The organism is Pseudomonas sessilinigenes (genome assembly GCF_003850565.1).
GTDB classification, from domain to species: Bacteria; Pseudomonadota; Gammaproteobacteria; order Pseudomonadales; family Pseudomonadaceae; genus Aquipseudomonas; species Aquipseudomonas sessilinigenes.
The window spans coordinates 888,426-909,510 of record NZ_CP027706.1; the positions used below are offsets into that span (position 1 = coordinate 888,426).

The window sequence follows — 21,085 nt, forward strand, 5'->3', positions numbered from 1 at the left end:
CCGTGACCGGTTTCGCCAGGCAATAAAAAAGCCCGGGTAGATCCGGGCTTTTTTGTGAGCTGCAGTTTTACTGCGGCGAGGTGTCCAGCGGCTCGGGTGTAGGTACGGGAACGGTCTCGACACCGTCCACGTCCTTCTGGATCTGATCCAGCAGGGAGCCTGGCTTGACCGGTTTCTCGGCCTTGGGCTTCTCGGCGTTTTCGGGGGTGGTAACGGTGTTGCCGCTTTCCTTGCCCAGCAGGGCTTCGTCGCGGCTTACGCCTGGCATGAAATCGCCAGCGAGGCTGACCAGCTGATCGTTATTGTTGAAGATCAGGCTGACGCGTTCCTGTTGGCGCTCGCCGCCGCCAGGTTGCAGGCTATAGAGATAATCCCAGCGATCGGCATGGAACGTGTCGGTCAGCAGAGGGTTGCCCATGATAAACCGTACTTGCCGTCGGGTCATTCCAGGGCGCAACTGGTCTATCATGTCCTGCGTCACGACATTGCCCTGCTGGATGTCGATTTTGTAAACCCCGGGGAATGAACAACCGGCGAGTGCGAGCAGTCCCACGAAGGTGAAACTGGTTAGCAAGAGCTTGGTGTTTTGCATCGGTGGGCGACTTCCACTATCTTGGCTGGGACAACGTAAACCCCGATCATACCCGCATTAAGAGAAGCTGCGAAGCAGCATCGGCGAGAAAGCTGACCATGGTTGAAAATAGCGAACTACGTAAAGCCGGCCTTAAAGTGACTCTGCCACGGGTCAAAATTCTACAAATGCTCGACTCCACCGAGCAGCGGCACATGAGCGCTGAAGATGTCTACAAGGCGCTGATGGAGGCTGGTGAAGATGTCGGGTTGGCCACGGTCTACCGTGTACTGACTCAATTCGAAGCCGCCGGACTGGTGGTGCGCCATAACTTCGATGGCGGTCATGCTGTATTCGAGCTGGCTGACGGCGGCCACCACGACCATATGGTCAACGTGGAGTCTGGTGAAGTGATCGAGTTCTTCGACGAGGAAATCGAAAAACTTCAGAAGGCGATTGTCGAAAAGCACGGTTTTGAATTGGTGGATCACAATCTTGTGCTGTACGTGCGCAAGAAGAAGTAAGCCCTTACGCGACCTTCATGGTCGTGAAACGATCGAAGGCGACCCTAGGGTCGCCTTCGTGTTTTCTGGAGCTTTCTATATATAGGAGAGGTCCAGGTTCAGGCTTTGGTGGTTACCACCATTTTCCTGGCGTGAGCCAGGGATTCCTTGGTCAGGTCGATGCCTCCCAGCATCCGGGCAATTTCCTCGACCCTCTCGTTCTTGTGCAGCTTGGATACAGCGGTGTGGGTCGCGTCGCTGCCACGTACCTTGTGTACGAACAGGTGCTGGTGTCCTTGGGCTGCCACTTGTGGCAGGTGGGTAACGGTCAGTACTTGGCCGCGCTCGCCAAGGCGGCGCAAGAGCTGGCCGACGATCTCGGCGGTCGGGCCACCGATCCCTACGTCAACTTCGTCGAACACCAGGGTTGGAACCCGCGATGTCTGGGCGGTAATGACCTGGATCGCCAGGCTGATGCGTGACAGCTCGCCACCCGAGGCTACCTTGGCCAAGGCCTTGAGTGGTTGTCCGGGGTTGGCGCTGACCAGTAGCTCGACCTGCTCCAGGCCATGGGGTAGCAGTTCGTCGCTGGTGTTGGGGCGCAGTTCAATGGTGAAGCGCCCCCCGGGCATGCCCAGGCGCTGGATTTCCAGTTCCACCGCACTGGCTAGCCCGGTTGCGGCCTGTTGGCGCAGTTGACTTAGTTCCAGGGCCTTTTCGTGGTAGTGGCGAGCGAAGGACTGCAGCTCTTCGCCCAGGCGCTCGATGGATTCGTCGTTGGCATCCAGGGTCTCTATTTCCTCGAGCAGGGTTTGCTGCATCGCGGCTAACTCGAAAGGCTGGATGCGGTGCTTGCGGGCAAGGGTGTAGATGGCGTCGAGGCGCTCCTCCAGCTGTTGCAGGCGTGCTGGGTCGGCATCGAAGTTGTCGACGAAACGGTTCAGTTCGCCCACGGCCTCTTCAACCTGGATCTGTGCGCTTGCCAGCAGGTTGGTGGCCTCCGCGAGGGAACCTGAAGAACTACCGATACTGGAAAGGCGGTTGAGGCTGACGGTCAGGGCGTTGAGGACATTGCCGGAATCACTCTCGCTGCATTGTTCTACCACTTGTCGGCAGATACCCAGCAGGCTTTCGGCATTGGTCAGGTTCTTGTGTTCCTGCTCCAGGTCCTCAAGTTCGCTCTCGCCGAGGCCAAGGTTTTCCAGTTCTTCCAGTTGATAGCTGAGCAGTTGGTGGCGAGCTCGCTGTTCGTCCCCGGAGTTGGATAGCCGTTCCAGTTCCTGGCGGGTCTGGCGCCAGCGCTGTGCGGCGAGCTGCACCTGGCGGGCCAGGTCGGTGGCGCCGGCGTATTCGTCCAGGAGGCGGCGGTGGGTATCGGTCTTGAGCAGGGATTGATGCTCATGCTGGCTATGGATGTCGATGAGGAGCTCGCCCAGTGCCTTGAGATCGCCAAGCGGGCAGGGGGTGCCATTGATATAGCCACGGGAGCGGCCTTCGGCAGTGATCACCCGGCGCAGGATGCAGGGGCCGTCGCTGTCCAGGTCTCGCTCCGCCAGCCAGGTGCGGGCCTCGGGGATGTCCGCAAGGTCGAAGGTGGCAAGGATATCGGCCTTGTCTGCCCCGGGTCGTACCACACCGCTGTCGGCGCGATCACCCAGGGTCAGGCCGAGTGCGTCGAGCATGATCGACTTGCCGGCACCGGTCTCGCCTGTGATGACGCTCATCCCGCGGTCCAGCTCGAGGTCCAGGTGTTCGACGATGGCGTAATTGTGTACGGACAGGTGCACCAGCATTAAGGCCGCTCCCAAACTAGATGTCTGGTTATTTATACAGTGTTTTGTTTCGGGCTGACAATGCCTTCCTTTAGCTCGATTCGCTTGATGGATAAGGGCTGGTTAGTGCGTTCGGGAATGTGAGCGTGAGCTGTTCGTCAGGGGCGGGCGACTTTTACCCGGGGCTTGGGCTTGAACCCTGAAAATACGTCCCCATATAGCTGGGCAGAAGAGTGGGCTTGGCCCGCAGACGATATTGAAAGGAGAGTTTCATGGCTGACGAACAGACCCTGGATACGCAAAACCCTGACACCAACCAGGCCCCCGAGGCGTCGGGTGAAGATCTGGCGGCACGTGTACAAGTGCTCGAAGAGCAACTGGCTACTGCGCAGGACCAGGCTTTGCGTGTTGCGGCTGATCTGCAGAACGTCCGCCGCCGCGCCGAGCAGGATGTGGAAAAGGCTCACAAGTTCGCCCTGGAGAAGTTTGCGGGCGACCTGTTGCCGGTCATCGACAGCCTGGAGCGGGGGCTGGAGTTGTCCAATCCGGATGACGAGAGCATCCGTCCGATGCGTGAAGGCATCGAGCTGACCCTGAAGATGTTCCACGACACCCTCAAGCGCTATCAGTTGGAAGCGATCGACCCGCACGGCGAGCCTTTCAATGCCGAGCAGCATCAGGCCATGGCCATGCAGGAAAGCGCGGACGTCGAGCCCAACAGTGTTCTGAAGGTGTTCCAGAAGGGTTACCAGCTCAATGGTCGCCTGCTGCGCCCGGCCATGGTCGTGGTCAGCAAGGCCCCGGCACCGGTTTCGCCTTCGATTGACGAGAAGGCTTGAAATCGGCTGTAGAGCCCCCATTTATCAGTCAAGCGTTTAAGTGCTACCGCAGTTTGCCAAGACAGCTGCGGCATCCAAATCCAAAGTTTCGGGAGAGTTAACATGGGCAAGATTATCGGTATCGACTTGGGGACCACCAACTCGTGCGTCTCCATTCTTGAAAACGGCAACGTAAAAGTTATCGAAAACGCCGAAGGCGCGCGTACCACGCCGTCGATCATCGCGTACGCCAACGATGGCGAGATCCTGGTAGGTCAGTCGGCCAAGCGCCAGGCTGTGACCAACCCGCACAACACCCTGTACGCGGTAAAGCGTCTGATCGGTCGTCGCTTCGACGAAGAAGTTGTGCAGAAAGACATCCAGATGGTCCCTTACAAGATCGTCAAGGCTGACAACAGCGACGCCTGGGTTGAAGTGAACGGCCAGAAAATGGCTCCGCCACAGATTTCGGCTGAAATCCTCAAGAAAATGAAGAAGACCGCCGAAGACTACCTCGGCGAGGCCGTGACCGAAGCGGTCATCACCGTTCCGGCCTACTTCAACGACAGCCAGCGCCAGGCGACCAAAGACGCCGGCCGCATCGCGGGCCTGGACGTTAAACGTATCATCAACGAACCAACCGCAGCCGCTCTGGCCTACGGCATGGACAAGGCCAAGGGCGACCACACCGTGATCGTCTATGACCTGGGCGGTGGTACTTTCGACGTTTCCGTGATCGAGATCGCTGAAGTCGACGGCGAGCACCAGTTCGAAGTACTGGCCACCAACGGTGACACCTTCCTGGGTGGTGAAGACTTCGACATCCGCCTGATCGACTACCTGGTAGACGAGTTCAAGAAAGAAAGCGGCATGAACCTCAAGGGTGACCCGCTGGCCATGCAGCGCCTGAAGGAAGCTGCCGAGAAGGCCAAGATCGAGCTGTCCTCGAGCCAGCAGACCGACGTTAACCTGCCGTACATCACTGCAGACGCCACCGGTCCTAAGCACCTGAACGTGAAGATCTCCCGCGCCAAGCTGGAGTCGCTGGTCGAAGATCTGGTTCAGCGCACCATCGAGCCATGCCGTATCGCCCTGAAAGACGCCGGTATCGACGTGGGTTCGATCAACGACGTGATCCTGGTCGGCGGTCAGACCCGTATGCCGCTGGTGCAGAAAGCCGTGACCGATTTCTTCGGCAAGGAAGCTCGCAAGGACGTCAACCCTGACGAAGCCGTTGCCATGGGTGCTGCCATCCAGGGCGCCGTACTGGCCGGTGACGTGAAGGACGTACTGCTGCTGGATGTTAGCCCGCTGACCCTGGGTATCGAAACCATGGGTGGCGTGATGACTGCGCTGATCGAGAAAAACACCACCATCCCGACCAAGAAGTCGCAGGTGTTCTCGACTGCCGATGACAACCAGGGCGCGGTGACCATCCACGTACTGCAGGGCGAGCGCAAGCAAGCCGCGCAGAACAAGTCGCTGGGCAAGTTCGACCTGGCCGACATTCCACCTGCTCCACGTGGCGTGCCGCAGATCGAAGTGACCTTCGACATCGACGCCAACGGCATCCTGCACGTAGGTGCGAAGGACAAGGCGACCGGCAAGACCCAGTCGATCGTGATCAAGGCCAACTCTGGCCTGTCGGATGAAGAAATCCAGCAGATGATCCGTGACGCTGAAGCCAACTCGGAAGAAGACCGCAAGTTCGAAGAGCTGGCCACTGCCCGTAACCAGGGTGATGCGCTGGTGCACTCGACTCGCAAGATGGTGGCTGATGCCGGTGACAAGGTGACCGCTGAAGAGAAGACTGCTATCGAAGCTGCCGTGGTTGCCCTGGAAGCCGCCGTCAAGGGCGACGACAAGGCTGCCATCGAAGCCAAGGTCGAAGAGCTGTCCAAGGTCTCCGCTCCGGTTGCCCAGAAGATGTACGCCGAACAGGCCCAGCCTGCAGAAGGCGCGGCACCGAACGCCGAGTCCGCTCAAAAAGCCGACGACGTGGTCGATGCCGAGTTCGAAGAAGTAAAAGATCACAAGTAATGTCTTGTTGGTCGGCCGGTTGACTGCCTTTGGGCGGTGACTGGTAGGATGTCGCCGCGCGGGAGCTTGCTCCCGCGTTGGCGTGTCTGGAGTCAGTGAATTTTCAACGGCATGCAGCTCCGTTTGCGTGCTGGCGGTCGGCTCGGAGAAGCTCCTGCTTTCCGGCTGCGATGACCGCAATCGTCGGCCTGCAATCGGGTCGGCTTCCAAGACCAGGATCGTTGAATTGACGTGAGTTGGGTCCGGGCCTGTATTGGGGCTCAGCGAGTTTGGCGGAGCTCAGGAGGGGTTTGCCGGACGTCCTTAAGAGTGCAAAGACTTATGGCAAAGCGTGACTATTACGAAGTGTTGGGTGTGGAGCGAGGCTCCAGCGAGGCGGAGCTGAAGAAGGCTTACCGTCGCCTGGCGATGAAGCACCACCCAGACCGTAATCCCGGCGACAAAGCGTCGGAAGATCTGTTCAAAGAGGCCAACGAGGCCTACGAAGTACTGTCCGATTCCAGCAAGCGCGCTGCCTACGACCAGTATGGTCATGCTGGCGTGGATCCGAGCATGGGTGGCGGCGGTGCCGGTTTCGGTGGGCAGAATTTCTCCGATATCTTCGGTGATGTGTTCAGCGACTTCTTCGGTGGTGGTCGTGGCGGCTCCCGTGGCGGCGCCCAGCGCGGCAGCGACCTGCGCTACACCCTGGAGTTGAACCTGGAAGAGGCGGTGCGCGGTACCACGGTCAATATCCGTGTGCCGACGCTGGTCAACTGCAAGCCATGTGATGGCTCGGGGGCCAAGAAGGGCTCGTCTCCAGTTACTTGCCCTACCTGTGGTGGTATCGGTCAGGTGCGCATGCAGCAGGGCTTCTTCTCGGTGCAGCAGACCTGCCCGCGTTGCCATGGCCAGGGCAAGATCATTTCCGATCCTTGCGATTCGTGCCACGGCGAAGGCCGTGTCGAAGAGTACAAGACCTTGTCGGTGAAAGTGCCGGCTGGTGTCGATACCGGCGACCGCATCCGCCTGTCGGGTGAGGGTGAGGCTGGGACCCAGGGTGGCCCGACTGGTGACCTGTACGTGGTGATCAATGTGCGTGAGCACGCGATCTTCCAGCGTGATGGCAAGCATCTGTTCTGTGAAGTGCCGATCAGCTTTGCCGATGCGGCGCTGGGCGGTGAGCTGGAAATCCCGACCCTGGATGGCCGGGTCAAGTTGAAGATCCCCGAGGGCACCCAGACGGGCAAGCAGTTCCGGGTACGTGGCAAGGGCGTTGCGCCGGTGCGTGGCGGTGGCGCGGGCGACCTGATGTGCCGTGTAGCGGTAGAGACTCCGGTTAACCTCAGTCGTCGCCAGCGCGAGCTGCTGGAAGAGCTGCGTGGGTCGCTGGAAGGCGACAATTCGCATTCGCCCAAGACCGCAGGCTGGTTCGAGGGCGTCAAGCGCTTCTTCGGCGACCTGTAAGGAGTAATGCATGCGACGTATAGCTGTGATGGGCGCCGCTGGGCGCATGGGCAAGACTCTGGTCGAGGCTGTGCAGTTGCGCTCGCCGCTCTCTGGCCTGACTGCGGCCATCGTGCGTCCGGGCAGTTCCCTGGTGGGGGCGGATGCTGGTGAGCTGGCGTCCTTGGGGCGCCTTGGCGTGCCAATGTCCGACAGCCTGGAGAAGGTGGTCGATGAGTTCGACGTGCTGATCGACTTCACCCTGCCTGAAGTGATGCTCAAGAACCTGGCTTTCTGCCGCAAGGCTGGCAAGGCCATGGTGATTGGCACTACGGGTTTGGGGGCCAAGGAAAAGCAGTTGCTGGTGGAGGCGGGCAAGGATATTCCGATCGTCTTCGCGGCCAACTTCAGTGTCGGGGTGAACCTGTCGTTGAAGCTGCTGGATATGGCGGCCCGGGTGTTGGGCGATGATGCGGACATCGAGATCATCGAGGCTCATCACCGTCACAAGATCGATGCGCCGTCGGGTACTGCCCTGCGCATGGGTGAAGTGATCGCCAGTGCCCTGGGGCGCGATCTGCAGCAGGTCGCGGTGTACGGTCGTGAGGGTCACACCGGGGCTCGCGAGCGTGAAACCATCGGTTTTGCCACGGTCCGTGGTGGCGATGTGGTGGGTGATCACACCGTGTTGTTCGCCACTGAGGGTGAGCGCCTGGAGATTACCCACAAGGCCTCCAGTCGCATGACCTTCGCCAAGGGGGCGGTTCGCGCAGCCTTGTGGCTGGATGGTCGTGAGCCTGGTCTTTACGACATGCAGGACGTTTTGGACCTGCGTTGAGATGTCTCTGGGGCGGGGCTGGGGTTTGTGCTTCAGTCCTGTCTTCGGCCGCTAAGCGATCTCCTGTCGCATTCCCCTGCCTTTAAGGCTCATTAGCGGTGGACCGAAAAAGCCTTTTTCTGTAAGCTACAGCTTTAGTGTGTCCACTAAAAGCGCGCAGATAATTCGATGAAGAAGCGGGGTGACGTGTCTATACGTCATTCCGCTTTTTTGCAACCTGCGATCGCCCCTTCAGGCTCTATATACGGGAGGTCTCTTGACTAAGCCAGCCATACTCGCCCTTGCTGATGGCAGCATTTTTCGCGGCGAAGCCATTGGAGCCGACGGTCAAACCGTTGGTGAGGTGGTGTTTAACACCGCAATGACCGGCTATCAGGAAATCCTTACCGATCCTTCCTACGCCCAGCAAATCGTTACCCTGACCTACCCTCACATCGGCAACACTGGCACCACGCCGGAAGATGCCGAGTCCGATCGCGTCTGGTCGGCCGGCCTGGTCATTCGCGACCTGCCTCTGGTCGCTAGCAACTGGCGTAACACCCTGTCCCTGTCCGATTACCTGAAAGCCAACAATGTGGTGGCGATCGCGGGTATCGATACCCGTCGCCTGACCCGGATCCTGCGCGAGAAAGGCGCTCAGGACGGCTGCATCATGGCGGGTGACAACATCTCCGAAGAGGCAGCCATCGCCGCTGCTCGCGGTTTCCCTGGCCTGAAGGGCATGGACCTGGCGAAAGTCGTCAGCACCAAGCAAAGCTACGAATGGCGCTCGACTGTCTGGGACCTGAAGACCGACAGCCACGCCACCATCGAGGCCTCCGAATTGCCTTACCACGTGGTCGCCTATGACTACGGGGTCAAGCTGAACATCCTGCGCATGCTGGTAGAGCGCGGTTGCCGCGTCACCGTGGTGCCTGCCCAGACGCCGGCGAGCGAAGTCCTGGCGCTCAAGCCTGATGGCGTGTTCCTGTCCAACGGCCCTGGTGACCCCGAGCCTTGCGACTACGCGATCAAGGCGATCAAGGAAGTCCTTGAAACCGAGATCCCGGTGTTCGGTATCTGCCTGGGCCACCAGTTGCTGGCCCTGGCCTCCGGCGCCAAGACCGTGAAGATGGGCCATGGCCACCACGGCGCCAACCATCCTGTCCAGGACCTGGACACCGGTGTGGTCATGATCACCAGCCAGAACCATGGCTTTGCGGTGGATGAAACCTCCCTGCCGGGTAACGTCCGGGCGATCCACAAGTCGCTGTTCGACGGCACCTTGCAAGGTATCGAGCGTACCGATAAGAGCGCGTTCAGCTTCCAGGGCCACCCAGAGGCCAGCCCAGGCCCGAACGATGTCGCGCCGCTGTTCGACCGCTTCATCAACGAAATGGCCAAGCGACGCTAAGCGTTCGCCTTGAAAGTGTAGCGAGTAGCGCCTGAGGGCGGCCCCGGCGAGTCCGGTGGAGTCCCCTTAGGCGCCTCAGAGATTGTTCAAGACGGCTTGCCGACTGACCTGCGGATTTGAGTGACAACCATGCCAAAACGTACAGACATTAAAAGCATCCTGATTCTCGGCGCTGGCCCGATCGTGATCGGCCAGGCCTGCGAATTCGACTACTCCGGCGCCCAGGCCTGCAAGGCCCTGCGCGAGGAAGGTTTTCGCGTCATCCTGGTGAACTCCAACCCGGCCACCATCATGACCGACCCGGCCATGGCCGACGCCACCTACATCGAGCCAATCAAGTGGCAGTCGGTGGCCAAGATCATCGAGAAAGAGCGCCCGGACGCGGTGCTGCCAACCATGGGCGGCCAGACTGCACTGAACTGCGCCCTGGACCTGGAGCGCCACGGCGTTCTGGAGAAGTTCGGCGTGGAGATGATCGGTGCCAACGCCGACACCATCGACAAGGCCGAAGACCGTTCGCGCTTCGACAAGGCCATGAAAGACATCGGCCTGGAGTGCCCGCGCTCCGGTATCGCCCACAGCATGGAAGAGGCCAACGCGGTGCTCGAGAAGCTTGGCTTCCCTTGCATCATTCGCCCGTCCTTCACCATGGGTGGCACCGGCGGTGGTATCGCCTACAACCGTGAAGAATTCGAAGAGATCTGCACCCGCGGCCTGGACCTGTCGCCGACCAAAGAGCTGCTGATCGACGAATCGCTGATCGGCTGGAAGGAATACGAGATGGAGGTGGTCCGCGACAAGAAGGACAACTGCATCATCGTCTGCTCGATCGAGAACTTCGACCCGATGGGCGTGCACACCGGTGACTCCATCACCGTTGCACCGGCGCAGACCCTGACCGACAAGGAATACCAGATCATGCGCAACGCCTCGCTGGCGGTGCTGCGTGAAATCGGTGTGGAAACCGGTGGTTCCAACGTGCAGTTCGGTATCTGCCCGGACACTGGCCGCATGGTCGTGATCGAGATGAACCCGCGCGTTTCGCGCTCCTCAGCCCTGGCCTCGAAAGCTACCGGCTTCCCGATCGCCAAGATCGCCGCCAAGCTGGCCATCGGTTACACCCTCGACGAGTTGCAGAACGACATCACTGGCGGCCGTACCCCGGCGTCGTTCGAGCCGTCGATCGACTACGTCGTCACCAAGCTGCCACGCTTCGCCTTCGAGAAATTCCCGAAAGCCGACGCCCGCCTGACCACCCAGATGAAATCCGTCGGTGAAGTCATGGCCATTGGCCGTACCTTCCAGGAATCCCTGCAGAAAGCCCTGCGCGGCCTGGAAGTCGGCGCCTGCGGCCTCGACCCGAAAGTCGACCTGGCCAGCCCTGAGGCTGCCGGCATCCTGAAGCGCGAGCTGACCGTGCCGGGCGCCGAGCGTATCTGGTACGTGGCCGACGCCATGCGTTCGGGCATGAGCTGTGAAGAAATCTTCGCGCTGACCGGTATCGACATGTGGTTCCTGGTGCAGATGGAAGATCTGATCAAGGAAGAAGAGAAGGTCAAGACCCTGGCCCTTTCGGCGATCGACAAGGACTACATGCTGCGCCTCAAGCGCAAGGGCTTCTCCGACCAGCGTCTGGCCAAGCTGCTGGGTATCACCGACAAGAACCTGCGCCGTCACCGTCACAAGCTGGAAGTGTTCCCGGTGTACAAGCGCGTCGACACCTGCGCCGCCGAGTTCGCCACCGACACCGCCTACCTCTACTCGACCTATGAGGAAGAGTGCGAGGCCAACCCGTCGACCCGTGACAAGATCATGATCCTCGGCGGTGGCCCTAACCGTATCGGCCAGGGCATCGAGTTCGACTACTGCTGCGTGCACGCGGCACTGGCCCTGCGTGAAGACGGTTACGAGACCATCATGGTCAACTGCAACCCGGAAACCGTCTCCACCGACTACGACACCTCCGACCGCCTGTACTTCGAGCCGCTGACCCTGGAAGACGTGCTGGAAGTCTGCCGAGTCGAGAAGCCGAAGGGCGTCATCGTTCACTACGGCGGCCAGACCCCGCTGAAACTGGCCCGCGCCCTGGAAGAAGCCGGCGTGCCGATCATCGGTACCAGCCCTGACGCTATCGACCGCGCCGAAGACCGCGAGCGCTTCCAGCAGATGGTTCAGCGCCTGAACCTGCTGCAGCCGCCAAACGCCACCGTGCGTAGCGAAGACGAAGCCATCAAGGCCGCCGGTGGTATCGGCTACCCGCTGGTGGTGCGCCCGTCCTATGTATTGGGTGGCCGCGCCATGGAGATCGTCTACGAGCTGGACGAGCTCAAGCGCTACCTTCGTGAAGCGGTACAGGTGTCCAACGACAGCCCGGTACTGCTCGACCACTTCCTCAACTGCGCCATCGAGATGGACGTGGATGCGGTGTGCGACGGCACCGACGTGGTCATCGGTGCCATCATGCAGCACATCGAACAGGCCGGTGTTCACTCCGGTGACTCCGCTTGCTCGCTGCCACCTTACTCGTTGAGCAAGGAAGTGCAGGACGAAGTCCGCGTACAGGTCAAGAAAATGGCCTTGGAACTGGGCGTGGTTGGCTTGATGAACGTGCAGCTGGCCCTGCAGGGCGACAAGATCTACGTGATCGAAGTCAACCCGCGCGCTTCGCGTACCGTGCCGTTCGTTTCCAAATGCATCGGCACCTCGCTGGCCATGATCGCTGCCCGCGTCATGGCCGGCAAAACCCTGAAAGAGCTGGGCTTCACCCAGGAAATCATCCCGAACTTCTACAGCGTCAAGGAAGCCGTCTTCCCGTTCGCCAAGTTCCCAGGTGTCGACCCGATCCTCGGCCCAGAGATGAAGTCCACGGGTGAAGTGATGGGCGTCGGTGATAGCTTCGGCGAGGCCTTCGCCAAGGCCCAGATGGGTGCCAGCGAAGTGCTCCCGACCGGCGGTACCGCGTTCATCAGTGTCCGTGATGACGACAAGCCCCTGGTTGCCGGCGTGGCCCGTGATCTGATCAACTTGGGCTTCGAAGTGGTGGCTACCGCGGGTACTGCCAAGGTGATCGAGGCCGCTGGCCTGAAAGTGCGCCGCGTGAACAAGGTGACTGAAGGTCGCCCGCATGTGGTCGATATGATCAAGAACGACGAAGTCACCTTGATCATCAATACCACTGAAGGTCGCCAGTCGATTGCTGACTCCTACTCCATTCGTCGTAACGCCTTGCAGCACAAGATCTACTGCACCACTACGATTGCTGCTGGCGAAGCTATCTGTGAAGCGCTGAAGTTCGGCCCTGAAAAAACCGTTCGGCGCTTGCAGGATCTACACGCAGGATTGAATGCATGAATAAATACCCAATGACCGTCCAGGGCGCTCGCGCCCTGGAAGAAGAGCATGCTCACTTGACCAAGGTCGTGCGTCCGAAGCTCAGCCAGGACATCGGCACGGCCCGAGAACTGGGCGACTTGAAGGAAAATGCCGAATACCATGCCGCGCGCGAGCAGCAAGGCATGGTCGAGGCTCGGATCCGTGATATCGAAGGCCGCCTGCAGAACTCGGTGGTTATCGATGTCACCACCATTGCTCATACTGGCAAGGTTATCTTTGGCACTACGGTCGAGATCGCCAACGTCGAAACAGACGAGAGCGTGACCTATCAGATCGTTGGTGAGGACGAGGCTGACATCAAGCTCGGCAAGATCTCCGTTGCCTCTCCGATCGCCCGTGCCTTGATTGCCAAGGAAGAGGGTGATGTGGTGGTCGTCAAAACGCCAGGCGGCGTTATCGAGTACGAGATTGTCGAAGTCCGTCACATCTGAAAGAAGGCGCCCGCTGCATGCGGGCGCCATGCTTTGGCAGCTGACCCAGATGTTGTGGGTCGGCGGCTTATGGTTATTGCATCTCGGGTTGCTGCCTGCCTTGGGGCAAATCGGTCTGGCACCGTTGCTGATCGATGAGATCTCGACGCTACTAAGTGCATTGCTGGTGGCTTTCGCCGCCGTTTGTGTCGCTCTCCAGGTTCTGGTCTTGATCCAGTCCGAGGGGTTGCAGAGCGTGTGGCGGGATATTCGGGGGCAACTGCTGTTGATGGCGATGTATGCGTGTGCAATGTATTTCACTGTGCACAAGTTATTGCCGGAAGCTCAGCGCTGGCAGTTGTTCAGCTACTTGGTCCTGGGATTCTCCGGCCTGTTGCTGGTCTTGCAGCCAGTGCCAGGGTGGGGTGGAAGGGTGCGCCAGGCACACCCTTGACCTGGATCGACGTCAATTGAAACGATGGACGTTCGAGAGTTGCTTGTTTACCTTGGCGTTCTTGCGGTAGATCAACGCCATCTTGCCGATGACTTGTACCAGATCCGCCTTGCCGGTCTTGCACAGTTCGGCGATGGCTTCCAGGCGCGACTCGCGCTCAAGGATATTGAGCTTGATCTTGATCAGCTCGTGATCGCTCAAGGCGCGTTCAAGTTCGGCTAGTACACCTTCGGTCAAACCATTGTCAGCCACAGTCAATACTGGTTTCAGATGGTGGCCAATGGATTTGTACTGTTTCTTCTGCTCTTGAGTGAGCGGCATAATCTGACCCCTGCGTCTGATCTTGTAAAAAGCGGCGGCCAGTTTACCCGAGCGAGTCCGGGACCGCCCAGTTAATCACGACGCGTTTTATTTTTGAGGTGGCCCGTGGCCCGTTCCAAGACAAGCCATAACTGGCTAAAAGAACATTTCAACGACCCATTCGTCAAAATGGCGCAAAAAGATGGGTACCGTTCCCGTGCCAGCTACAAGCTACTGGAAATCCAGGAAAAAGATCGTCTCATCCGCCCGGGCATGAGCGTTATCGACCTGGGAGCTGCCCCGGGTGGCTGGTCGCAGGTGACCAGTCGTCTGATTGGCGGCCAGGGGCGCTTGATCGCTTCCGATATCCTGGAGATGGACAGCATTCCCGATGTGACCTTCATTCAGGGGGATTTCACCGAGGATGCCGTGTTCGCGCGAATTCTCGAAGCGGTGGGAAATTCCGAGGTCGACCTTGTGATTTCCGATATGGCCCCCAATATGAGTGGGTTACCAGCCGTAGATATGCCTCGAGCGATGTTTCTCTGCGAGCTGGCGTTGGATCTCGCGAGCCGGGTGCTTCGTCCAGGCGGCGATTTCCTGATCAAGATCTTCCAAGGGGAGGGTTTTGATGAGTTCCACAAGAATGTCCGGCAGAGCTTCGAGAAAGTGCAGATGCGCAAACCGACCTCTTCCCGCGATCGTTCTCGGGAGCAGTACCTGCTAGGGCGCGGCTTTCGTGGGCGTTCGGAGTAAGTAGGAGTTTTGAGCGGGGTGATAGGATTTTCATATTTCGCCCCCGCGGTATTAAGCGCATATTGTGTAGTCTAGGTTTCACATAGGGTTACAGACAGCGCCTGCCAGAGCTGTAGGTAATGTAGTAAGTTAGGCCGGTGAATATCATGCGAAGCGCGCGCCAGTAGCGGAGCTTGCTTCAGAGGGTAGTTAATTGAACGACATGGCAAAGAATCTAATCCTTTGGTTGATCATCGCGGCTGTCCTGGTGACGGTGATGAACAACTTCTCCAGCCCTAACGAGCCGCAGACCCTCAACTATTCAGACTTTATTCAACAAGTTAAGGATGGCAAGGTCGAGCGCGTTGCCGTTGACGGTTATGTGATTACCGGCAAGCGCAACGACGGCGACAGCTTCAAGACCATCCGCCCGGCGATCCAGGACAACGGCTTGATTGGCGACCTGGTTGATAACCATGTAGTGGTCGAGGGCAAGCAGCCTGAGCAGCAGAGCATCTGGACCCAGTTGCTGGTGGCCAGCTTCCCGATCCTGGTGATCATTGCGGTCTTCATGTTCTTCATGCGCCAGATGCAAGGTGGCGCAGGCGGCAAGGGCGGCCCGATGAGCTTTGGCAAAAGCAAGGCGCGCCTGCTGTCCGAGGATCAGGTAAAAACTACCCTGGCTGATGTCGCAGGTTGTGACGAAGCCAAGGAGGAAGTTGGCGAGCTGGTCGAGTTCCTGCGTGATCCAGGCAAGTTCCAGCGCCTGGGCGGCCGGATTCCTCGTGGCGTACTGATGGTCGGCCCTCCAGGTACTGGTAAGACCCTGCTGGCCAAGGCCATCGCTGGCGAGGCGAAAGTACCGTTCTTCACCATTTCCGGTTCCGACTTCGTCGAGATGTTCGTCGGTGTGGGTGCCAGCCGTGTTCGCGATATGTTCGAGCAGGCCAAGAAACATGCTCCTTGCATCATCTTCATCGACGAGATCGATGCCGTCGGTCGTCACCGTGGTGCCGGCATGGGCGGTGGTCATGATGAACGCGAGCAGACCCTCAACCAGTTGCTGGTTGAGATGGACGGCTTTGAAATGAACGATGGCATCATCGTGATCGCTGCTACCAACCGCCCTGATGTGCTGGACCCTGCGTTGCTGCGCCCTGGTCGTTTCGACCGCCAGGTGGTGGTAGGCCTGCCGGACATTCGCGGTCGTGAGCAGATTCTCAAGGTGCATATGCGCAAAGTTCCGATGGGTGACGATGTCGCTCCAGCGGTTATCGCGCGTGGCACGCCAGGTTTCTCCGGTGCCGACCTGGCCAACCTGGTGAACGAGGCTTCGCTGTTCGCAGCTCGTGGTGGCAAGCGAATTGTCGAGATGAAGGAATTCGAGCTGGCCAAGGACAAGATCATGATGGGCGCAGAGCGCAAATCCATGGTCATGTCCGAGAAGGAAAAACAGAACACGGCTTACCACGAGGCGGGTCACGCTATTGTGGGTCGAGTGGTGCCTGAGCATGATCCTGTCTACAAGGTGTCGATCATTCCTCGCGGGCGAGCCCTTGGGGTCACCATGTTCTTGCCGGAAGAGGATCGCTACAGCTTGTCCAAGCGTGCCCTGATCAGTCAGATCTGCTCGCTCTACGGTGGTCGTATCGCTGAAGAGATGACCTTGGGTTTCGATGGCGTGACCACTGGGGCATCCAACGACATCATGCGGGCCAGTCAAATTGCCCGGAACATGGTGACCAAGTGGGGGCTTTCCGAGAAGTTGGGTCCGCTGATGTATGCGGAAGAAGAGGGCGAGGTGTTCCTGGGGCGCAGTGCCGGTTCCCAGCATGCGAGCCTGTCTGCCGAGACCGCAAAGCTCATCGACTCCGAAGTGCGTAGCATCATCGATCAGTGCTATGGCACCGCGAAGCAGATCCTGACTGACAACCGCGACAAGCTGGATGCCATGGCGGACGCCTTGATGAAGTACGAAACCATCGATGCCGATCAGATCGATGACATCATGGCGGGGCGCACCCCGCGTGAGCCTCGTGATTGGGAGGGCGGTTCGGGTACTACTCCTCCAGTGGTACAAAACGAACGTCCGGAAACTCCTATTGGTGGCCCTGCGGCTGACCACTAAGGTTCTAAATGACTTCTGTTTCTTCCTCTACCCGGTTGCCTTGCGGCAACCGGGTTCTTGATTTGGCCCGTGCGCATGTCATGGGTATCTTGAATGTCACCCCTGATTCCTTTTCCGATGGCGGCCGTTTCAACCAGCTAGATGTCGCCTTGCGTCATGCTGAAGCCATGGTTGTGGCAGGGGCTACGCTGATCGATATAGGTGGCGAGTCGACCCGGCCCGGGGCGCGAGTGGTGTCGCCTTTGGAGGAGTTGGAGCGAGTGGCTCCTGTGGTCGAGCGCATTCATCGCGAGTTGGATGTCATCATCTCCGTTGACACCTCGACGCCCGCCGTCATGCGTGAAACCGCCCGTCTTGGTGCAGGGTTGATCAATGATGTTCGGTCTCTACGTCGTGATGGTGCCCTGGATGCGGCGGCTGCCACGGGGCTGCCGGTGTGCCTTATGCACATGCTCGGTGAGCCGGGAAACATGCAGGATGACCCTCGTTATCAGGATGTTACCCACGAAGTAGGTGTCTTCCTGGCTGAGCGCATGGCGGCATGTGCATCGGTAGGAATTGGTGCCGAGCGGATCGTCCTTGATCCTGGCTTTGGTTTTGCCAAGACCTTGCAGCACAACCTGAGCCTGTTCAAGCATATGCAAGCCTTGCACTCGCTGGGGTGTCCGTTGCTGGTTGGCGTATCCCGCAAGAGCATGATTGGCCAGGCATTGAATCGCCCTGTAGCTGAGCGCCTGCACGGCAGCTTGGCGCTAGCCGCGCTGGCGGTAGTCAAGGGGGCAAAAATTATCCGCGTGCACGATGTTGCCGAGACCGTGGATGTAGTGCGAATGATTGCGGCAGTGGAATCGGCCGAATAAGAATGATGGAGTACTTATGACTAAGAAATACTTTGGCACCGACGGTATTCGTGGCCGCGTGGGTGAATACCCTATTACTCCTGATTTCATGCTCAAGCTTGGTTGGGCTGCGGGCATGGCTTTCCGTAGCATGGGTGCCTGTCGCGTCCTGGTGGGCAAGGACACGCGTATCTCCGGCTACATGTTCGAGTCGGCTCTGGAGGCCGGTTTATCCGCTGCTGGTGCGGATGTGATGTTGCTGGGGCCTATGCCGACTCCGGCAATCGCCTACCTGACACGCACCTTCCATGCCGAGGCCGGTATTGTTATCAGTGCTTCGCACAATCCCCATGATGACAATGGCATCAAGTTCTTTTCGGGTGAGGGCACCAAGTTGCCCGACGAAGTCGAGCTGATGATTGAAGAGCTACTGGATGCTCCGATGACCGTGGTGGAATCCAGCAAGCTTGGCAAGGTATCGCGAATCAATGACGCCTCGGGGCGCTACATCGAGTTCTGCAAGAGCAGTGTGCCCTCCAGTACCAGTTTTTCAGGTCTGAAGGTCGTTCTCGATTGCGCGCACGGCGCGACTTACAAAGTGGCTCCAAGTGTATTTCGTGAGTTGGGGGCCCAGGTTACCGTCCTGTCGGCACAACCCAATGGCTTGAATATCAACGAGAACTGCGGTTCTACCCATATGGCGCAGTTGCAGGCTGCGGTCCTGGCTGAGCATGCCGACCTGGGTATTGCCTTTGACGGCGATGGCGATCGGGTGCTGATGGTTGATCAGACCGGCGCGATTGTTGATGGTGATGAGCTGTTGTTCATCATTTCCCGAGACCTGCATGAGCGCGGCAAGCTCCAAGGTGGCGTGGTCGGCACGCTCATGAGCAATCTGGGGCTGGAGTTGGCCTTGGCTGAACTGGGTATTCCTTTTGTTCGGGCCAATGTCGGTGACCGTTATGTGATCGCCGAGCTGCTAGAGCGGAACTGGTTGGTGGGTGGAGAAAATTCGGGGCATATCGTGTGCTTCCGTCATGCCACCACTGGCGATGCGATCATTGCCGCTTTGCAGGTGCTGATGGCGCTCAAGGCGCGTGGCGAAAGCCTGGCTCAATGCCGGCAAGGGTTGCGCAAGTGCCCCCAGGTGCTGGTCAATGTGCGTTTTGGTGGCGGTGAGAATCCGGTCGAGCACCCTGTGGTGAAAGAGGCTTGTGAGCGTGTTACTGCTGCCATGGCTGGGCGAGGGCGAGTTCTCTTGCGCAAGTCCGGTACAGAGCCTCTGGTGCGTGTCATGGTCGAGGGTGACGATGAAACCCAGGTCCGCGCCTATGCCGATGAACTGGCAAAACTGGTTGCTGAAGTTTCTGCCTGATTTCAGCTTGCCAGTGGTGTTTTGGTTGGGTAACATCTGCGCCCACTTTGACCGACGAGGTAAAGCATGCGTCGCCCTATGGTAGCTGGTAACTGGAAGATGCACGGTACCCGCGCCAGCGTCGCTGAGCTGATCAATGGCCTTCGTCATCTGGCCTTGCCAAGCGGTGTTGACGTCGCGGTGTTCCCGCCTTGCTTGTATATCAATCAGGTGATTGATGGCTTGAAAGGCAAGTCGATTTTTGTCGGCGCACAGAACTCCGCGGTGGAACCCATGCAGGGTGCGTTGACGGGCGAGATCGCTCCGAGTCAGTTGGTCGATGCAGGTTGTTCCCTGGTGCTGGTTGGGCACTCTGAGCGCCGCCAGATGATGGGTGAGCGTGATGTGGTCCTCAATCGCAAGTTCGCAGCGGCACAGGCCTGCGGTTTGAAGCCGATCCTGTGTGTAGGGGAAACCCTGGAGCAGCGCGAAGCCGGTAAGACTCTTGAGGTTGTCGGGCGTCAGCTTGGCAGCATCATCGAAGAGTTGGGTGTTGGTGCTTTCGCCAATGCTGTTATTGCTTACGAGCCGGTCTGGGCCATTGGTACCGGGCTGACTGCGACACCGCAGCAAGCTCAGGATGTGCATGCAGCCATCCGGGCGCAGTTGGCGGCAGAAAATTCTGAAGTGGCACGAGGTGTGCGGCTTCTATACGGCGGCAGCGTGAAGGCGGCCAATGCGGTCGAATTGTTCGGCATGCCGGATATCGATGGGGGGCTCATTGGTGGAGCTTCCCTGAATGCAGATGAATTCGGTGCGATTTGTCGCGCCGCGGGAAACTGAGAAAATGCTGGAAACAGTCGTAGTCGTTTTTCATCTGCTGGGTGCCCTGGGCGTAGTTGCTCTGGTTTTGCTGCAGCAGGGTAAAGGTGCGGAAGCTGGCGCGTCTTTCGGTGCAGGTGCTTCAAATACTGTGTTCGGAAGCCAAGGTTCCTCTACCTTTCTTAGTAAGTTTACTGCTATACTTGCCGCCGGTTTCTTCATAACCAGCTTGGGGTTAGGTTACTTTGCTAAAGAGAAAGCTCATCAGCTGACTCAAGTAGGTTTGCCAAACCCAGCAGTGCTTGAAGTACCAAAGCAAAAACCGGCTTCTGATGATGTACCGGTGCTCCAAGAGCAAAAGTCGGCTAACAGTGCGACTGACGTACCTCCAGCTCCAGAGCAGAAGTAAGAAGAGTTTCACGCAGTAACGTAGTCTATGCCGAGGTGGTGGAATTGGTAGACACGCAACCTTGAGGTGGTTGTGCCCATAGGGTGTAGGGGTTCGAGTCCCCTTCTCGGTACCAATTATCAGGAGAGCCCGCTGTTGCGGGCTTTCTTGTAGGTGGAAGGTTACATTGACCCTATTTGGGATCAGTCGTATACTTCCGCCCCAGCTTTGTCGCGGGGTGGAGCAGTCTGGTAGCTCGTCGGGCTCATAACCCGAAGGTCGTCGGTTCAAATCCGGCCCCCGCAACCAGTTTTAGCGGAGCCCCTTTTCAGGGGCTTTTTGTTAGCTGGACACTTTATAGCGCCGATGTTCAACGGCGTTTCCGGGATGGGCGCTTCGCCCATTTTTTATTTGCACAAGCATGCACGAGGGGGTTCAGGTGTCGAGCAAGCTAGAACAGTTGCAGGCCTTGTTGGCCCCGGTGGTCGTGGCCCTTGGCTATGAATGCTGGGGTATCGAGTTTTCGGCCCAGGGCCGCCATTCATTGTTGCGCGTTTACATCGATAAGGAAGGCGGCGTGCTGGTGGACGATTGCGCCATCGTCAGCCGTCAGCTCAGCGGTGTCCTGGATGTTGAAGATCCAATTTCCGTTGAGTACACCCTAGAAGTTTCCTCTCCTGGCATGGAACGCCCGCTGTTCACCCTTGAACAGTTTGCCAAGTATGTCGGTGAGCAAGTGAAGATCAAGCTGCGCTCGCCCTTCGAAGGTCGGCGTAATTTTCAGGGCTTTCTCCGCGGGGTGGAGGAACAGGATGTCGTGGTGCAGGTGGATGACCATGAATTCTTGTTGCCGATCGATTTGATCGACAAGGCCAACATTATTCCCAGTTTTGACTGAGACG

19 protein-coding genes and 2 tRNA genes are annotated in these 21,085 nt (G+C 58.7%); 18 read left to right on the top strand and 3 right to left on the bottom strand.

Going from position 1 to position 21,085, the window contains the following annotated elements; translation table 11 throughout:
• Positions 1 to 67 precede the first annotated feature (67 nt).
• Complete coding sequence (locus C4K39_RS04020) at positions 68 to 592, bottom strand: outer membrane protein assembly factor BamE (protein WP_068577765.1); 525 nt, start codon at positions 590 to 592, stop codon at positions 68 to 70.
• 98 nt (positions 593 to 690) lie between these two features.
• Here C4K39_RS04020 and fur point away from each other — a divergent pair, with 98 nt between their 5' ends.
• Positions 691 to 1,095, top strand: a complete 405-nt coding sequence (gene fur, locus C4K39_RS04025) for a ferric iron uptake transcriptional regulator (protein WP_011059185.1) — start codon at positions 691 to 693, stop codon at positions 1,093 to 1,095.
• Positions 1,096 to 1,193: 98 nt separating this feature from the next.
• Here fur and recN read toward each other — a convergent pair whose 3' ends face one another.
• Positions 1,194 to 2,867 (bottom strand): DNA repair protein RecN, encoded by a 1,674-nt coding sequence (gene recN, locus C4K39_RS04030; RefSeq protein WP_068577769.1) that lies wholly within the window; start codon positions 2,865 to 2,867, stop codon positions 1,194 to 1,196.
• A gap of 251 nt (positions 2,868 to 3,118) precedes the next feature.
• On the opposite strand from recN, the gene grpE reads away from it, so the two are divergent.
• The 8 genes from grpE to C4K39_RS04070 all read left to right on the top strand — a co-directional run bounded on the left by grpE (position 3,119) and on the right by C4K39_RS04070 (position 13,617).
• The gene (grpE, locus tag C4K39_RS04035; protein WP_068577771.1) at positions 3,119 to 3,685 is read left to right on the top strand and encodes a nucleotide exchange factor GrpE; all 567 of its coding nucleotides are present in this window, start codon (positions 3,119 to 3,121) and stop codon (positions 3,683 to 3,685) included.
• A gap of 102 nt (positions 3,686 to 3,787) precedes the next feature.
• Complete coding sequence (gene dnaK / locus C4K39_RS04040) at positions 3,788 to 5,704, top strand: molecular chaperone DnaK (RefSeq protein ID WP_068577772.1); 1,917 nt, start codon at positions 3,788 to 3,790, stop codon at positions 5,702 to 5,704.
• Between the two features lie 321 nt (positions 5,705 to 6,025).
• The gene (gene dnaJ / locus C4K39_RS04045) at positions 6,026 to 7,150 is read left to right on the top strand and encodes a molecular chaperone DnaJ (protein WP_068577773.1); all 1,125 of its coding nucleotides are present in this window, start codon (positions 6,026 to 6,028) and stop codon (positions 7,148 to 7,150) included.
• A 10-nt stretch (positions 7,151 to 7,160) separates the two neighbouring features.
• On the top strand, positions 7,161 to 7,967 hold the full coding sequence (dapB, locus tag C4K39_RS04050) for a 4-hydroxy-tetrahydrodipicolinate reductase (RefSeq protein WP_124345714.1): 807 nt from the start codon (positions 7,161 to 7,163) through the stop codon (positions 7,965 to 7,967).
• Positions 7,968 to 8,223: 256 nt separating this feature from the next.
• Positions 8,224 to 9,360, top strand: coding sequence for a glutamine-hydrolyzing carbamoyl-phosphate synthase small subunit (carA, locus tag C4K39_RS04055; RefSeq protein WP_068577776.1), 1,137 nt, complete (start codon positions 8,224 to 8,226; stop codon positions 9,358 to 9,360).
• Positions 9,361 to 9,489: 129 nt separating this feature from the next.
• On the top strand, positions 9,490 to 12,711 hold the full coding sequence (carB, locus tag C4K39_RS04060) for a carbamoyl-phosphate synthase large subunit (RefSeq protein ID WP_124345715.1): 3,222 nt from the start codon (positions 9,490 to 9,492) through the stop codon (positions 12,709 to 12,711).
• A complete protein-coding gene (greA, locus tag C4K39_RS04065) occupies positions 12,708 to 13,184 on the top strand; it encodes a transcription elongation factor GreA (RefSeq protein WP_068577785.1) in 477 nt (158 codons plus the stop codon). The genes carB and greA overlap by 4 nt, the downstream gene beginning before the upstream one ends.
• A gap of 28 nt (positions 13,185 to 13,212) precedes the next feature.
• Positions 13,213 to 13,617, top strand: coding sequence for an MFS transporter (locus C4K39_RS04070; RefSeq protein ID WP_068577787.1), 405 nt, complete (start codon positions 13,213 to 13,215; stop codon positions 13,615 to 13,617).
• A gap of 12 nt (positions 13,618 to 13,629) precedes the next feature.
• Here the strand turns inward: C4K39_RS04070 and C4K39_RS04075 are convergent, their stop codons facing one another.
• Positions 13,630 to 13,938 carry a YhbY family RNA-binding protein gene (locus C4K39_RS04075; protein WP_068577789.1) on the bottom strand — a complete coding sequence of 103 codons (309 nt, stop codon included), beginning with the start codon at positions 13,936 to 13,938 and terminating at the stop codon, positions 13,630 to 13,632.
• A gap of 105 nt (positions 13,939 to 14,043) precedes the next feature.
• On the opposite strand from C4K39_RS04075, the gene rlmE reads away from it, so the two are divergent.
• The 9 genes from rlmE (at position 14,044) to rimP (ending at position 21,081) form a co-directional block, all read left to right on the top strand.
• Complete coding sequence (gene rlmE, locus C4K39_RS04080; protein ID WP_068577791.1) at positions 14,044 to 14,673, top strand: 23S rRNA (uridine(2552)-2'-O)-methyltransferase RlmE; 630 nt, start codon at positions 14,044 to 14,046, stop codon at positions 14,671 to 14,673.
• Between the two features lie 202 nt (positions 14,674 to 14,875).
• On the top strand, positions 14,876 to 16,780 hold the full coding sequence (gene ftsH / locus C4K39_RS04085; RefSeq protein WP_068577793.1) for an ATP-dependent zinc metalloprotease FtsH: 1,905 nt from the start codon (positions 14,876 to 14,878) through the stop codon (positions 16,778 to 16,780).
• A gap of 8 nt (positions 16,781 to 16,788) precedes the next feature.
• Positions 16,789 to 17,640 carry a dihydropteroate synthase gene (gene folP, locus C4K39_RS04090; protein WP_124345716.1) on the top strand — a complete coding sequence of 284 codons (852 nt, stop codon included), beginning with the start codon at positions 16,789 to 16,791 and terminating at the stop codon, positions 17,638 to 17,640.
• Between the two features lie 16 nt (positions 17,641 to 17,656).
• Positions 17,657 to 18,994, top strand: coding sequence for a phosphoglucosamine mutase (gene glmM, locus C4K39_RS04095; protein ID WP_068577797.1), 1,338 nt, complete (start codon positions 17,657 to 17,659; stop codon positions 18,992 to 18,994).
• A gap of 66 nt (positions 18,995 to 19,060) precedes the next feature.
• On the top strand, positions 19,061 to 19,816 hold the full coding sequence (gene tpiA, locus C4K39_RS04100; RefSeq protein ID WP_124345717.1) for a triose-phosphate isomerase: 756 nt from the start codon (positions 19,061 to 19,063) through the stop codon (positions 19,814 to 19,816).
• A gap of 4 nt (positions 19,817 to 19,820) precedes the next feature.
• Complete coding sequence (gene secG, locus C4K39_RS04105; protein WP_083235775.1) at positions 19,821 to 20,204, top strand: preprotein translocase subunit SecG; 384 nt, start codon at positions 19,821 to 19,823, stop codon at positions 20,202 to 20,204.
• A 29-nt stretch (positions 20,205 to 20,233) separates the two neighbouring features.
• Positions 20,234 to 20,319, top strand: a tRNA-Leu gene (locus tag C4K39_RS04110).
• Positions 20,320 to 20,415: 96 nt separating this feature from the next.
• Positions 20,416 to 20,492: transfer RNA gene (locus tag C4K39_RS04115), tRNA-Met, on the top strand.
• A 130-nt stretch (positions 20,493 to 20,622) separates the two neighbouring features.
• A complete protein-coding gene (gene rimP / locus C4K39_RS04120) occupies positions 20,623 to 21,081 on the top strand; it encodes a ribosome maturation factor RimP (protein WP_068581161.1) in 459 nt (152 codons plus the stop codon).
• Positions 21,082 to 21,085: the final 4 nt, after the last annotated feature.